Source organism: Mycobacterium sp. IDUB_37 (genome assembly GCF_055419245.1).
This window is the reverse complement of sequence record NZ_JBVAXG010000007.1, coordinates 176,227-190,181: the sequence shown is the minus strand read 5'-3', so window position 1 is coordinate 190,181 and position 13,955 is coordinate 176,227. Positions and strand designations below refer to the sequence as shown.

The window sequence follows — 13,955 nt, the reverse complement described above, 5'->3', positions numbered from 1 at the left end:
CGCAGGCCGCGCGCAGCGGGTCGCGACCATCGCGACTAGTTTGGCAACCTGTGACTGACGCGCTGGCTCCTCTGATGGACCTTCCCGGTGTTGCCGAAGCCAGCGACCGGGCCCGGGAAGCGCTCAGCCGTGCGCACCGACACCGGGTTAACCTGCGTGGCTGGCCGGTTACCGCGGCGGAAGCTTCGTTGCGGGCGGCGCGGGCGTCATCGGTGCTCGACGGCGGTCCGGTGCGGCTGGAGGACGTAGCCAGCGCCGCCGGCGTCAGCGACCCGGTTTTCGGGGGAGCGCTGCGGGTGGCACAGGCATTGGAAGGTGGCGAGGGCGCTCTGGTGGGTGTGTGGCGGCGTGCGCCGCTGCAGGCACTGGCTCGCCTGCACGTGCTGGCCGCCGCCGATCAGGTCGGCGAGGATCGGCTGGGCCGCCCACGCGGCGAGCCGGAGATCGGACCACGGCTCGAGTTGCTGGCGGATGTGGTCACCCGACCCACCAAAGCATCGGCGCCGGTGGTTGCTGCGGTGGCGCACGGGGAATTGTTGACGCTGCAGCCATTCGGGAGCGCCGACGGCGTGGTGGCCCGCGCGGTGTCGCGGTTGGTGACGATCGCCACCGGTTTGGATCCGCACGGACTTGGTGTGCCAGAGGTGAATTGGATGCGTCAGCCGGCCGCTTACCGCGACACCGCGATCAAGTTCGCCTCCGGCACTCCGGAAGGAGTCGCGGCCTGGCTGGTGCTGTGTTGCCGGGCGTTGCGAGCCGGCGCGCAGGAGGCGGTGGCGATTGCCGAGTCAATGCCTGCGAGGTAGCTGACGGTCGCGAAAGTTATTGTTCGGAAATGCAAAGCGGGCGGTGATTCGAACGAATTCGAATCACCGCCCGCCAACACAGTTCCCGGGTACCAAGCGTGCACCTGTGGGTTGCGTGGGTGGCCTCGGCGCGTTTACGAAACTTCATGCTGCAGCCCTACCCAAAGGACTGTCGCGGCATTCGATTTTCGCAATTACGCAGGCCCGCAACACTTCTGCCATTATCGCGGCTATGACTCCGCGTGGGTGCCGGGAACTGTGCTGGGTGCTCGGTTCGGGAGAGCGATCCTTCTCTTCCGGGTCGATCTTGGCCTCACCGAGCTGCCGTGATTCCTTTGTACTCCCAGGCCTCAGGCACAGCAAGGGCTACGGGCGGAAAGTTGTGCAATGACTTTGAATTGTGCCCATAACGACTTTGCTGGACAGGTTGCCGTGGCGGTTGGGAAAGCTGGGGCGCCTGCGTCAGAAAGCGAAGCGGCGCAGCAGGGCGTAGGTGACAGCGCCGGCGGCGACGGCGGTGACACCGACCGCGGCGGTGGTGGCGATCGCCGCACCAGAGGGCGCCGGGATCCGATCGCGCAATGACACCGGCCGGGAAAAGGACAAGACCGGCCAGCCGCGCTCGACGGCCTCCTTGCGCAAGCCGCGATCGGGGTTGACCACCGACGGATGACCGACGTTCTCGAGCATCGGCATGTCGGTGATCGAGTCGGAGTAGGCGTAGCAGTGCTCGAGTGGGTAACCCTCGCGGGCGGCCAGCTCGCGAATGGCCTGCACCTTGCCCTCGCCGTAGCAGTAGAACGCGACCTCGCCGGTGTACTTGCCGTCCTCGACCACCATCCGCGTGGCCATCGCGTGGGTGGCTCCCAATGCGCGGGCAATCGGCGCGACGATTTCCTCGCCGGAGGCCGAGACCACCACCACGTCGCGACCGCACAGCTTGTGCGCGGCGATGAGGTCGGCGGCCTCGGCGAACACCAGTGGCGTCACGATGTCGTGCAACGTCTCGTTGACGATCGACTTGACCTGCTCAACATCCCAGCCGATGCACATGTTGGCCAGGTGAGTGCGCATCCGATCCATTTGGTCATGGTCGGCGCCGGAGAGCAGGAAGATGAACTGCGCGTAGCTGGACTTCAACACGGCTCGACGGTTAAGCAGACCTTGGGCGAAGAAGGGTTTGCTGAACGCCAGGGTGCTCGACTTGGCGATGATCGTTTTGTCAAGGTCGAAAAAGGCTGCGGTGCGGGCGCTGGGAACGGTGGCTTCCGCTGGTTGCGGCGAGGTTTGCTGCGGCGCGTCCGAGTCGGGGGCGGTCACCAATCAAGCATAGGTCGGAGTTCTCCGGAGAAGCCCTGACACTCGCGACTTTGCGTCCATGCGGGCGGTTGAAAACCAACGTTGTCGTTCTGCTGGCAGTGTTTTGAGCGGTCAAGCCACATTTTGGTCCGCGGAATACTTGCGTGATGCCCCGCTGGCATGTGTATAGTAAGCGTTACTCGGCCACTGAGCCGAGAGTACATCAGCCCGACCCCCCGGGGCTGATGTACGACGACCTCCGCCTCCTCCCCCCCTGGCGGGGGTCGTCCCTTTTCTGGGGTAAGAAACTCCTGGTTACGGATCTCACGGATCCTTAGGCCTACTCTCTTCGCGCTGCGGGCACAGTGCTTGTCCGTCGTCTGTCCGGTGCCCAGCGAACACTGTTGTACACAGACCGGTCTCCCTCCACAGATCGGTCTTTGGCACTGGCGTCCAAGACCAGCGGCACCGCACGGTGGAGCGGTGACCAACACTTCTTGCGCCACCGAAACCAAAATCGGGCTTGGATCCGGCGTGCTGGCCATGGTGACCGATCCGGATCTGCGCGACGAAATTGACCGGGTCGGCGCAGCTGTCGGCGTGCGGGTCGTGCACGCCGGCGGTGATCTGGTGAGCAGGAAAGCGTGGTCGGCCGCAGCGGCGGTCGTACTCGACCAGGCCGCGGCGGAACGATGCGAGCAGGCCGCGCTGCCCAGGCGGTCCCGCGTAAGCGTGCTGAGCAGCATCGAAGCCTCGACGACAACCTGGGAGTCAGCGGTCGCGATCGGGGCGCAGCGAGTCCTTCGGATGCCGCAACAGGAGCGCGAGTTGGTGCATGAACTCGCTGAAGCCGCCGAGTCGGCGCGCGATGACCGGCGCCGTGGCCCGGCGGTCGCTGTCATAGGAGGCTGCGGCGGCGCCGGGGCTTCGTTGTTCGCGGTCGCAGTGGCATATGCAGCGGTAGACGCGCTGCTGCTGGATCTTGATCCGTGGGGCGGCGGCATCGATCTGCTGGTGGGCGGTGAGACGTCACCGGGACTGCGGTGGCCGGATCTGGCGCTGCAGGCCGGCCGGTTGAACTGGGCGGACATCCGCGCGGCACTGCCGCGACAGCGTGGAATCAGCGTTCTGTCCGGGACGCGACGCGGTTACGAGTTGGACGCCGGACCGGTGAACGCGATCGTCGATGCCGGCCGCCGCGGGGGAGTCACCGTGGTCTGCGACCTGCCGCGTCGCCTGACCGAGGCGACGCACGTTGCGCTGGACAACGCCGATCTGGTGGTGCTGGTCAGTCGATGCGACGTGCGGGCGTGCGCGGCCTCGGCGACCTTCGCTCCGGTGCTCGCCGCGATCAACCCCAACCTCGGTCTGGTGGTGCGCGGACCAGCGCCGGGTGGATTGCGTGCGGCCGAGGTCGCCGACATCGTGGGCGTGCCGTTGTTGGCTTCGATGCGCGCCGATTCTCAGATCCCCGAGCGACTGGAGCATGGCGGGTTACGCCTGGGGCGGCGATCCCCGTTGCGGTCCGCTGCGGGCGCGGTCCTCGGCGTGCTGACCGGGCGAGGCACGCTCGATGGGCGGGCGGCATGAACGGGTCGTTGATTGAACGCGTCCGCGAGCGACTGGCAACCGAATCCGGCCCGTTGCGGCCGAATGTGGTGGCCGCAGCGATTCGCGCCGAGTCCGGCGGGATCCTCGGGGACACCGAGGTGTTGGCCAGTCTCCGGCTGCTGCAGACCGAACTGACCGGCGCCGGCATCCTCGATCCGCTGTTGTGTGCGGACGGCACCACCGATGTGTTGGTCACTGCACCGGATGCGGTCTGGATCGACGATGGAAACGGCTTGCGCCGCAGCCGGATTCAATTTCCCGACGAAGCGGCGGTACGCCGTCTGGCACAGCGGCTCGCGCTGGCGGCCGGCCGCCGACTCGATGACGCCCAACCGTGGGTGGACGGGCAATTGACTGAGATCGGCGCGGGCGGGTTGGCGGTACGGTTGCACGCGGTGTTACCGCCGGTCGCCACCGAAGGCACCTGCCTGTCGTTGCGGGTATTGCGGCCCGCCACCCAGGATTTGGCCGCACTCGCCGCGGCAGGCACGCTCGCGCCTGACGCCACGGGCCTGGTCGCCGACATCATCGCCGCGCGGCTGGCCTTCTTGGTCTGCGGCGGAACCGGCGCGGGCAAGACCACGCTGCTGTCTGCGATGTTGGGTGCCGTCCCCCCGACCGAGCGGATCGTCTGCGTCGAGGACGCCGCCGAACTGGCGCCTCAGCACCCTCACCTGGTCAAGCTGGTAGCCCGGTGCGCCAACGTCGAAGGCGTTGGTGAGGTGACCGTTCGCCAACTCGTGCGGCAAGCGCTGCGGATGCGGCCGGACCGGATCGTGGTCGGTGAGGTGAGGGGGGCCGAAGTGGTGGATCTGTTGGCGGCCTTGAACACTGGACATGAAGGGGGCGCGGGCACGGTACACGCCAACAGTCCAGCGGAGGTTCCGGCGCGGCTGGAGGCACTGGGCGCGCTGGGCGGCCTCGACCGCGGCGCCCTGCACAGCCAGCTTGCCGCCGCCGTGCAGGTGCTGTTGCACGTCACCCGCGGCCGGACGGGGCGGCGGCTCAGCGAGATCGCCGTGCTGCGAAAAGTCGACGGCGGTCAGGTGCACGCGTTGACGGCGTGGCATGCAGATCGCGGGATGACTGACCACGCGACCGCGTTACATGCATTGCTGCACAACCGGATACCGGCATGACCGGTCTGCAACTCGCCGCGCTACTGCTGTCCCTCGCGCTGCTGGTATCACGGCCGCCTCGCCGACTGGTTGTTGCAGCACCGGTCCGTGGACGGTTCACCGGCGGCGCCGGATCGGTCGGTTGGGTGTGCGGGTGTGTCGTTGCCGTCATGGTCGTGATCTTGCCGCCGACCAGCGTTTTGGCAGTTGCGGTGGTGGGGGCTACTGCGGCCTTGCGTTACCGACGGCGTCACCGGGGACACAGCGGTATGGCCGAGGGACGGTCGCTGGAAGCCGGCCTCGAGGTGCTGGTCGGTGAATTGCGGGCAGGCGCTCATCCGGTGCGCGCGTTCGGCGTTGCCGCCGACGAGACCGCTGGTTCGGTCTCGACGGCACTGCGGACGGTAGCCGCTCGTGCCCGATTAGGCGCTGACGTCTCGGCCGGTCTGCGCGCCGCGGCCGGATCGTCGGCGCTGCCGGCGCACTGGGAGCGACTGGCGGTGTGTTGGCAGCTGGCCACCGATCACGGTCTGGCGGTCGCCACGCTCATGCGGGCGGCGCAATGTGACATCGCTGAGCGGCAACGGTTCTCGGCGAAGGTGGCGTCGGGTATGGCTGGTGCCCGCGCCACCGCCGGCATTCTGGCCGGCCTGCCGCTGCTCGGACTGCTGCTAGGGCAGTTGATCGGGGCCCGCCCGCTGAGCTTTCTGTTGGGCGGGCATGCCGGTGGCTGGTTGCTGGTGGCCGGCCTGCTTCTGGTGTGCTGCGGCCTGTTGTGGTCGGACCGGATCACGGATCGGGTGGTCGCGGCGTGACTACGGCGGCGGTGCTGTTGGCCTTTGCGTTATTGGTGGGCGCACGCCCTTCCGCAGTGCGCTCTCGGGCCGTCAGCGAATCCCGTACTCGGCGGCCGCGGCGAACGCGGTCCGACGGCCCAGATCCGTTGGCGGTCGCGTCCAGCCTGGATGTGCTCGCCGTTTGTCTGGCGGCGGGCATGGCAGTGTCCGCGGCCGCCGCCGCGACCGCGCCGTCCGCGCCGGCACGACTGGCGCAGGTCCTGCGGCGGGCCGCCGACTTGCTCGCATTGGGCGCTGACCCTGCCGTCGCGTGGGCGCCGCAGGCGGATGGGGCGCCCGGAATGGTTGACGCGTCTGCCGACGGCTTACTGCGACTGGCGCGGCGCTCGGCGGCTTCGGGCGCCGCACTCGCTGATGGTGTCGTCGAACTGGCCGCACAGTCCCGTCATGACGCCGCGCATGCTGCAACCGCGGCCGCGGAACGGGCCGCGGTGCTGATAGCCGGGCCGCTCGGTCTCTGCTTTCTGCCTGCATTCGTGTGTCTGGGGATCATTCCGGTGGTGGCCGGGCTGGCGGGCGAGGTCTTGCAATCAGGTCTGCTGTGAGAAGGGAAGTCATTGATGTTCAGCATGTTTCGGGTATTCGTAGCCCGCATGACGGTGTTGGCGACCGACGAGTCGGGCATGTCGACCGTCGAGTACGCAATCGGCACGATTGCGGCGGCAGCTTTTGGCGCGATTTTATATACCGTCGTCACGGGGGACTCGATTGTCACGGCGCTGAACCACATCATCGGTCGCGCACTGACCCCGAAAGTCTGACTGCCAGTGATGGTTTCAGCACGGTCGAGGCGGCCCTGGCGATCGCCTCGCTGGTGGTGGTGCTGGCGCTGTGCCTGGCCGGCATCACGGCGGTGTCGATGCAGGTGCGCTGTGTCGACGCTGCCCGTGAAGCAGCGCGGTTGGCGGCACGCGGCGACGAACGTATTGCGGTTGCGGCCGCTGGCAGCATTGCGCCTGATGGGGCGCGGATTCAGGTGCGCCGAGACGGTGAGTTCGTGGTCGCGACCGTCGTTGCGCGATCAAAGCTGTTGCCTGCACTGGATATTGCCGCCACGGCGGTATCGGCCGCCGAGCCGGGATGAGCGTGGATCCGCTACGGTGGTCGCGGTCGCCATGCTGGCTGTACTGCTATGCGTCACCGGGGCAGGTGTCTGCCTGGGCGCTGCCGTGGTCGCGCGTCACCGGGCCCAGGCGGCCGCTGATCTGGCGGCGTTAGCCGGGGCGGCACGGCTACCGCAGGGGGTTGCCGCGGCCTGCGCGAGCGCGACGACGGTGGCCCGGGCGATGCGCGTCGGTTCCACCGGGTGCCAGGTGGAAGGCCTCGACGTGGTCGTCAGCGTCGAGGTACCCGTTGCGCACGTCGGTATCGCGCGGTCGGCCGCGCGGGCCGGGCCGGTCGGCAAAGGAACGCCGGCTACGGCGCCGTCCCGTTGAAGTCAATCGGGTTGGACTACCGACTCAGTCGGGTTCGTCCGTCGCATTCCGTCGTTTGGCCGCCGCGAGTTCCTCTTCGGTAGGCAATCGCAGAGAGAGCAGCCCGGCAAATGTATCCGGCTCGAGCTCGACTCGATTGACGGTGACGTGCACAGGCACCCACTCGGTGTCATTTCCCGGCAGTCTCAGCACCCGGCTGGTTGCACCGTTGGCGAATTCCTTTGTCATGTAAGACAATAGGGCCTCGTCATCGGGATGGACCCGGGCGACGTCGGACTCGGTAGCGCGCCAGTTGTAGAACGAGCAGGGTTCGTCGAGCCATTTCAGCAAGGTCCAGTTCTTGAGGTCGACGAGGGCCCGATGAACACCCTCCTGCGCCAATCCATTCAGAATCCGTTGCGCCAGATCGTCACGGGCCACCGCCGCGCCCTTGTGTTCGGCACGCCAATTCATTGCGCGCGCCACAAGGTGGTCCCGCCCGTCTGGTCCCGGCTCCATCGCGCTGCGGGCAGTGAAGCCGATTCGGATCGGATTACCCTGCCAATCGGTGATATCCCATGTGCTGCAGATTGTTTGGCCGGGCTCGGCGCGCACCGCCATGGCCAGGACCTTGGTCTCGTTCGGATTGAGCTCGCGGGACGGAAGATCCTCGGCGAAGGCCCTGCCGTAAGTGACCTCAACTTCGGGATTCTTGCCGCTGTTAGCCAGCGACTCGGGGGTGTCGGTGGCCACGCCACGGGTGAGGTCCCATTTCAGCGGACCGGGCGTGGGCCGCTCGGGCGGTTCCTCGTTGACCGGACCGGTCCAGACGTGCACGCCATGCATGCGACCATCGGACATCATCACCGGTTCGGTGCGGATGACGCGGTCGTTCTTGGGGGTGATGCTGGTCAGAGCCTGGCCGGTCTGTACGGACTCGGCGATCGCTGTCTTGACGGACGCGAGGTAGGGGCTGCGCCGCAAGAACGTGGAGATCGGAACGAGGTTCTTCAGCTGTCGCCCTTGCGCGACGACGGCGGGCTCATCCCCCAACGTCTCCACGAGCAACCAGTCGTGGCCCATACGGCGCAGTTTACTGACTGCGACACAGACTGTTGAGGCGGGCGGGGGATCGTCGTGGTGACCGGTGCTGACAATGTCATCGCGCCATGCCTGGCAGCTCGCACATCGCGGGTCCGGCGGAATTCATTGCGCGAAAGGAAAATACGACCGGAGCCGCGCATCGGAGCACCGCCTCGACCGGCCCACTCGCGGGGCGCTCCCGGGGTTGCGCCGAACTGCCGCAGCGGTGTTGCCGACGTCCGCGGAATCGACCGCGTGGCGGAGCTCCCCGAATTTATTGTCATGAACGTCAAATCTGTTGGCTCCCTGCCCTTGGGGGGGCATATGCGGGGGAGAATTCGTGTGACCAATGGTCACTTGAGGACCGTAGGAGGTATTTGAAGGTGCCGCAACAGATCTGGGTCTTACTGCGCCAGATTTGCCATACCGATAGGCGGATTTCGCACAGGGATCGTTCGTGAAATGGCTCACGTGTGTGTTGCGCTCGAGACTTGAATCCATGTAAGTTTTTGCTGCATAACGTTTGACATAGACAGCGGATCTTGTTGTACGAGTGTCAAACAACGAATCGGTGGAGGTCGACCGTCGAGGGGTCGGTCGCCATCCACCGGATTTCGAACGTTATTGTCGCGGGATTTGCAATGCAGTTCCCATCCGTAATCTTTCAATGCATCCGACTTGGATGGAATTGATTCCCTGTAACGTAATTGGATCAATGGGCGCTCGGCGCATCGCAATTTGTTGTGTATCAGCGTGATTGATGTTTGGCAGCCGGCGGTCCTGCCGCGACCGACGAGGCTCCCCACCTGTCGTCGGGGAGCAAAGCGACGCTATGAATCATGTTGTGCTGCTGCGTATTACGCGGTGAGCTCAGCTAGATGCGCCGCGAAGATTCGGTCGGCCACCCATCGAGAGACCGCTATTTCCGCCAGCACTTGACGTGACGCTCAGCGGACCTGCCTCGGTGCCTGCGGCCGACGGCCTCAACTGCCCACCGGACCCGCCGACGCAGCGGCAGGAGTGCAACCAGCCCCTCGGGTCGCCGAACCTCAGCTTGCCGCCACCGACCTGGCTGGTAGCGCCGGTTGGCTCACTGTCGGCACTGGAGTCGGCCAGTCGACGCAGGGTTGGGCTCGGCCGCCCGGCGTCGCCCGAAGTGACGCTACCGGCGTGGTCCGTACGACTCACCGTACCCAGCAGTCCCCCGATGCGGCCCGGTTCGGCGGCACCGGCGTTGCCGAGTCGTGTTGCGGATCCGACGCCGCCGTTGCCAAACAGGAGTCCGCCGTAACGCTCGTTTCCGCCGGACTCGCCCAACCGGGCCGAGCCGCCACCGCCGACCAGACCCATGGTCAGTCTCGAGCCGCCACCGCCGACCCTTTGCTGTGCCCCCGCTGCGGCGCTGTTTCCATTGCTTCGCTGTGAGCCGTTTGCTCCGGAGCCTGTGGTAGTGCCGCCGGCACCGGCGATCGGTTGCCCCGCGACCTTTTCCGCCGTGTTGGCGGCGTCGAGTGATTGATCCATGGGGGCCGCATTGGCGGCCTCGGTGGCGGCGTAGTTATTGGCTCCCGTGCTGAGCTTCTGCACGAACTCGTTGTGAATCTCTGCCGCTTGGGCGCTGAGCGTCTGATAGCCACGAGCGTGCCCGGAGAAGAATGCCGCGACTGCGGCTGACACCTGATCGCCCGCGGCGGCCGAGAGGACAACGGTGGGTCCCGCTGCCATCGCGTTGGAACTGCTGATCGTCATGCCGATGCCGACCAGGTCGCGGGCCGATGCGCCGATGAACTCGGGCACCGCTCCGACGAAAGACACGCGACACCTCCCAATCCGCTCCCGACAGACCCGGCCAGTGTCTGATCACCATCGCAATGCCATGGATATGAGCAATTTAGCGCCTTTTTACGCAAGTGCAACACTTAATTTTTTGGGGCTTTGAATTGTTTGCTCCCGCGGTCGGCGGCTACCGCGCGCCCGCGATTGCCACAGGGTTCGGCGCCACAGTTAGCGGCACGGATCAGCCTGATTCGTCATCCAACTCAGCGAGCACGAGGCGCAGTACCCGTACGGCACCGGCCTTGTCCAGCGGATCGTTGCCGTTCCCGCACTTGGGCGACTGCACACACGACGGGCAGCCGGTGGGGCACTCGCACGCCTCGATGGCCGACGCCGTCGCCGCCAGCCAGGTGCGAGCCCTCCGAAAGCCGCGTTCGGCGAATCCGGCGCCGCCCGGATACCCGTCGTAGACGAAGACGGTCGGCAGGCCGTCGGGACCGAGTGCGGTAGACACGCCGCCGATGTCGCCTCGGTCGCAGCTGGCCACCAACGGCAGCAACCCGATCGCCGCGTGTTCGGCGGCGTGCAACGACCCCGGAATCTGGACGGCTTCAATGCCGTTGCACTCGAACGCTTCTGGGTCGATGGTGTACATGACCGCAACGGTGGGCAGCGAGCGTTCCGGCATGCTCAACTCGACGAAGTCGATCACCTCGCCGTCTGGGCGGCGCCTCAAGTACCCGACGACCTGGTTGGTGACGGTCACCGGCACGAGCCCCAGCGTCACGGCGCCGAAGACCGTTCGTTCCCCGGGCCCGGTGACTGTGATGTCGGTGATCTCCCGTGCGAATGTCGCGTAGCCAGGGTCTTCGGCGCGAACGAAGGCGATGCCCTCCTCGAAATCCAACGAGTTGACGACGTAGCTCTCACCCTGGTGCAGGTACACCGCACCGGGATGAATGGATGCCGGCGCCTGCCCGACCCCGGTGCTACCCAGCAGCCGACCCGTATCTGCCTCGACTATGACGATCTCGCCGCCGATGGATCCCCGAATGTCCACTGCCGCGTGCGGTTCCACGCCCGGAGCGGGAAAGTATCTGCCGCCGCGCCGTTTCAGCAGCCCGTCATCGACCAGTCCCTCGGCCACGTCCACGGCATCCAGCGCCCGGACTTCGGCGATATCGAGTGGTAGTTCGGTCGCGGCGCAGAGTAGTTGGGGTCCCAGGATGTAGGGGTTGCCCGGGTCGATCACCACCCGTTCCACGGGTTTTGCCAGCAACGCGGCCGGGTGGTGCACCAGATACGTATCCAATGGATCGTCACGTGCGATGAGCACCACGAGGGCGCCCTGGCCGCGCCGACCCGATCGGCCGGCCTGTTGCCAGAACGACGCGACGGTGCCCGGGAAGCCGGCCAACACGACGGCGTCCAGCCCCGCAATGTCGACACCCAGCTCCAGCGCATTCGTGGTGGCCAGGCCCCGCAGCCGTCCCTCGGCCAGGGCGTGCTCCAAAGCGGTGCGCTCCTCGGAGAGATATCCGGCGCGATACGAGGCCACCGTGCCCGATAGCTGCGGGGCGATGTCGTCCAGGCGGGCCTGGGTGCCCAGCGCGGTCAGTTCGGCGGCACGGCGCGACCGGACGAATGTCAGCGTCTGGGCACCCTCGACGATCAGGTCGGCCATCACCCGCGCCGCCTCCGCGCCCGCCGACCGCCGCACCGGGGCGCCGTTCTCGCCGGTCAGTTCGGCCAGCAGCGCGGGCTCCCACAGCGCCACCGTGCGGGCGCCCTGCGGGGACCCGTCCTCCACCACCGCCACGACTGACTGGCCGATGAGCTCGGTGGCGGTCACCCCCGGGGAATCGGTGGTCGCGCTGGCGAAGATCACGGTCGGGTAGGAGCCGTAGCGCGCGCACAACCGCAACAGGCGGCGCAGCACCATCGCCACATTCGAGCCGAACACGCCTCGGTAGTAGTGGCACTCGTCGACCACCACGTAGCGAAGGCCGCGCAACAGCACTGCCCAGCGGGCGTGGTTGCGCAGTATCGACAGGTGGATCATGTCGGGGTTCGAGAAGATCCACCGGGAGCGCTCCCGGGCGAATCGGCGCACCTCGGTGGGACTGTCCCCGTCGTAGGCGGTGGGCACGACGTCGTTGAGCGGAACGGCGGTGACCAGGGCGTGTGCGGTGCGCAACTGGTCGTGGCCCAGCGCCTTGGTGGGGGACAGGTAGAGCACGCGGGCTCGGGGGTCGGTTGCCAACGCGGTCAGCACGGGGAGTTGATAGGCCAGAGACTTGCCCGACGCGGTTCCGGTGCTCACCACCACATGCCGGCCGGTGTGGGCCAGATCGGCGGCCTCGGACTGATGGGACCACGGTGTGCGGATGCCGCGGTCGGTGAAGGCTCGGACCACTTCGGGCGCGGCCCATTCCGGCCAGCCGCGCGGCCGGCCGATTCGGGGCGGTAGCTCGGCGATGTGGCGCAGCGGTCGTTCGTCCGGAGCGGTGCCGGCGAGGGCAGCGGCAAGGAGTTCGCTGCCGAAACTGGCCATCACATTCCTTTCCTGACCTTTACCGACCGACCACTACGCCGTCGACGTCGCTAGCGGGGACGATGCACCTGCCTACAAGATGACGCCGACGTAAATTAGGTGCTGTTTCCGTCGTCTAGAGGCTGTCGTTGCGGCGATGAACATGGTTGACTGTTTGCGGTCGCAGCTTCTGTGTTCGTGTCAAAGCTTTCGCAGGATCGACGTTGCGGTCGCGGTTCCTGCGAGGTTATCTGTCGGGTGAAATTCCGGCGACTCCGCGAGGTATGGCGGTCGTGGCTGGCCCGGGGCATCGGAAGGCGGCGCCCCGCACCCAGATAGATAAGCAAAGGAACGATCGAGAGATGCCACAGGGAACTGTGAAGTGGTTCAACGCGGAGAAGGGGTTCGGCTTCATCGCCCCCGAAGACGGTTCCGCGGATGTTTTTGTCCACTACACGGAGATCCAGGGGACGGGCTTCCGCACCCTCGAAGAAAACCAGAAGGTCGAGTTCGAGATCGGCCACAGCCCCAAGGGCCCCCAGGCCACCGGAGTCCGCTCCCTTTAATCGAGCAGATTCTGACGAAACCCCCCGGCGCAGACTCGCTTTTGCGGGAACCGCCCCGGGGGGTTCTCGTTACCCGGGAGTGTGTGACCGCCTCCCGGCTCTGCTTGCTCGCTGCGCCGCGCCGGAGTGGAGAAGCCGCCGATCGACTCGCTGGCCTACTGTCTTGATTCGTGAGCCAGCTTTCCTTCTTCGCCGCGGAGTCTGTGCCGCCCGCAGTCGGAGATCTATGTGGGTTGCTGGCGGCGAGCGGCCAGATTGTCGTGGTCGGTTCGGGCGCGCGACTGTCGGTGGTGGTGGATCACCATTGGCGGGCGGCGGCGTTGGCCGACATGATCACGCAGGCCGGCCTCATCCCGGAGATCACCCGAACCGACGAAGACACCCCTTTGGTGCGGACGGCGGTCGACCCCTCGTTGCGTGGTATCGCCAGAGAGTGGACGCGAGGTGCGGTGAAGACGGTGCCCCCGCGCTGGTTGCCCGGTCCCCGGGAGTTGCGGACGTGGACGCTGGCGGCCGGCAATCCCGAGGCGGACCGCTACTTGCTGGGCCTGGACCCGCACGCGCCGGACACGCATTCGCCACTGGCATCGGCGTTGATGCGCGTCGGGATCGCACCAACTCTGATCGGTACCCGCGGGGCCCGGCCGGCGCTGCGAATCGGCGGTCGGCGCAGGCTATCGCGCCTGGTAGAGAACGTAGGAGAACCCCCGGAGGGTGCCGAGGCGTTGGAACTGTGGCCACGGGTTTGAGGACCCGATCCGCCCCTTGTCCGGGGTGGTCGGTTTGCGCAGGCCCGCCCAAGGGTGCGAAATTGTCAGTTGCCCGCGAGATGAAGGGAACGGCGGCGTACCTCTGGTTGACCGGATTTCCGGGAATTTCAGGGGTCGGAGC

At 66.7% G+C, this 13,955-nt stretch carries 14 protein-coding genes; 10 read left to right on the top strand and 4 right to left on the bottom strand.

Features of this window, described 5'->3' with window-relative positions; genetic code table 11:
- Positions 1-74: 74 nt before the first annotated feature.
- Entirely contained in the window at positions 75-806 is a 732-nt protein-coding gene (locus ACZY1I_RS22865; protein ID WP_463757945.1) for a Fic family protein, read from the top strand.
- Between the two features lie 462 nt (positions 807-1,268).
- Here ACZY1I_RS22865 and ACZY1I_RS22860 read toward each other — a convergent pair whose 3' ends face one another.
- Positions 1,269-2,126: an HAD-IB family hydrolase gene (locus ACZY1I_RS22860; RefSeq protein WP_463757568.1), complete on the bottom strand. Its 858-nt coding sequence runs from the start codon at positions 2,124-2,126 to the stop codon at positions 1,269-1,271.
- A gap of 522 nt (positions 2,127-2,648) precedes the next feature.
- On the opposite strand from ACZY1I_RS22860, the gene ssd reads away from it, so the two are divergent.
- The 7 genes from ssd to ACZY1I_RS22825 are packed head-to-tail and all read left to right on the top strand — an operon-like array spanning position 2,649 to position 7,127.
- The gene (gene ssd, locus ACZY1I_RS22855) at positions 2,649-3,695 is read left to right on the top strand and encodes a septum site-determining protein Ssd (protein ID WP_463757943.1); all 1,047 of its coding nucleotides are present in this window, start codon (positions 2,649-2,651) and stop codon (positions 3,693-3,695) included.
- Positions 3,692-4,855, top strand: coding sequence for a TadA family conjugal transfer-associated ATPase (locus ACZY1I_RS22850; RefSeq protein WP_463757565.1), 1,164 nt, complete (start codon positions 3,692-3,694; stop codon positions 4,853-4,855). The genes ssd and ACZY1I_RS22850 overlap by 4 nt, the downstream gene beginning before the upstream one ends.
- A complete protein-coding gene (locus ACZY1I_RS22845; RefSeq protein ID WP_463757562.1) occupies positions 4,852-5,649 on the top strand; it encodes a type II secretion system F family protein in 798 nt (265 codons plus the stop codon). Before ACZY1I_RS22850 ends, ACZY1I_RS22845 begins: the two co-directional genes overlap by 4 nt.
- On the top strand, positions 5,646-6,236 hold the full coding sequence (locus ACZY1I_RS22840; protein ID WP_463757560.1) for a type II secretion system F family protein: 591 nt from the start codon (positions 5,646-5,648) through the stop codon (positions 6,234-6,236). The genes ACZY1I_RS22845 and ACZY1I_RS22840 overlap by 4 nt, the downstream gene beginning before the upstream one ends.
- 15 nt (positions 6,237-6,251) lie before the next feature.
- Positions 6,252-6,452, top strand: a complete 201-nt coding sequence (locus ACZY1I_RS22835; protein ID WP_463757558.1) for a DUF4244 domain-containing protein — start codon at positions 6,252-6,254, stop codon at positions 6,450-6,452.
- Entirely contained in the window at positions 6,449-6,775 is a 327-nt protein-coding gene (locus ACZY1I_RS22830; RefSeq protein WP_463757940.1) for a TadE family type IV pilus minor pilin, read from the top strand. The genes ACZY1I_RS22835 and ACZY1I_RS22830 overlap by 4 nt, the downstream gene beginning before the upstream one ends.
- A gap of 16 nt (positions 6,776-6,791) precedes the next feature.
- Entirely contained in the window at positions 6,792-7,127 is a 336-nt protein-coding gene (locus tag ACZY1I_RS22825) for an Rv3654c family TadE-like protein (protein WP_463757936.1), read from the top strand.
- Between the two features lie 24 nt (positions 7,128-7,151).
- On the opposite strand, the gene ACZY1I_RS22820 is transcribed toward ACZY1I_RS22825, so the two are convergent.
- From ACZY1I_RS22820 to ACZY1I_RS22810, 3 genes are all read right to left on the bottom strand, one after another.
- Entirely contained in the window at positions 7,152-8,189 is a 1,038-nt protein-coding gene (locus ACZY1I_RS22820; protein ID WP_463757555.1) for a PAS domain-containing protein, read from the bottom strand.
- Positions 8,190-9,059: 870 nt separating this feature from the next.
- Entirely contained in the window at positions 9,060-10,004 is a 945-nt protein-coding gene (locus tag ACZY1I_RS22815) for a PE family protein (protein ID WP_463757552.1), read from the bottom strand.
- Between the two features lie 202 nt (positions 10,005-10,206).
- Entirely contained in the window at positions 10,207-12,519 is a 2,313-nt protein-coding gene (locus ACZY1I_RS22810) for a DEAD/DEAH box helicase (RefSeq protein WP_463757550.1), read from the bottom strand.
- A 341-nt stretch (positions 12,520-12,860) separates the two neighbouring features.
- Between ACZY1I_RS22810 and cspA the strand changes: the two genes are divergently transcribed.
- Complete coding sequence (gene cspA, locus ACZY1I_RS22805; protein ID WP_003419650.1) at positions 12,861-13,064, top strand: cold shock protein CspA; 204 nt, start codon at positions 12,861-12,863, stop codon at positions 13,062-13,064.
- A gap of 170 nt (positions 13,065-13,234) precedes the next feature.
- Positions 13,235-13,813 (top strand): hypothetical protein, encoded by a 579-nt coding sequence (locus ACZY1I_RS22800; protein ID WP_463757542.1) that lies wholly within the window; start codon positions 13,235-13,237, stop codon positions 13,811-13,813.
- Positions 13,814-13,955: the final 142 nt, after the last annotated feature.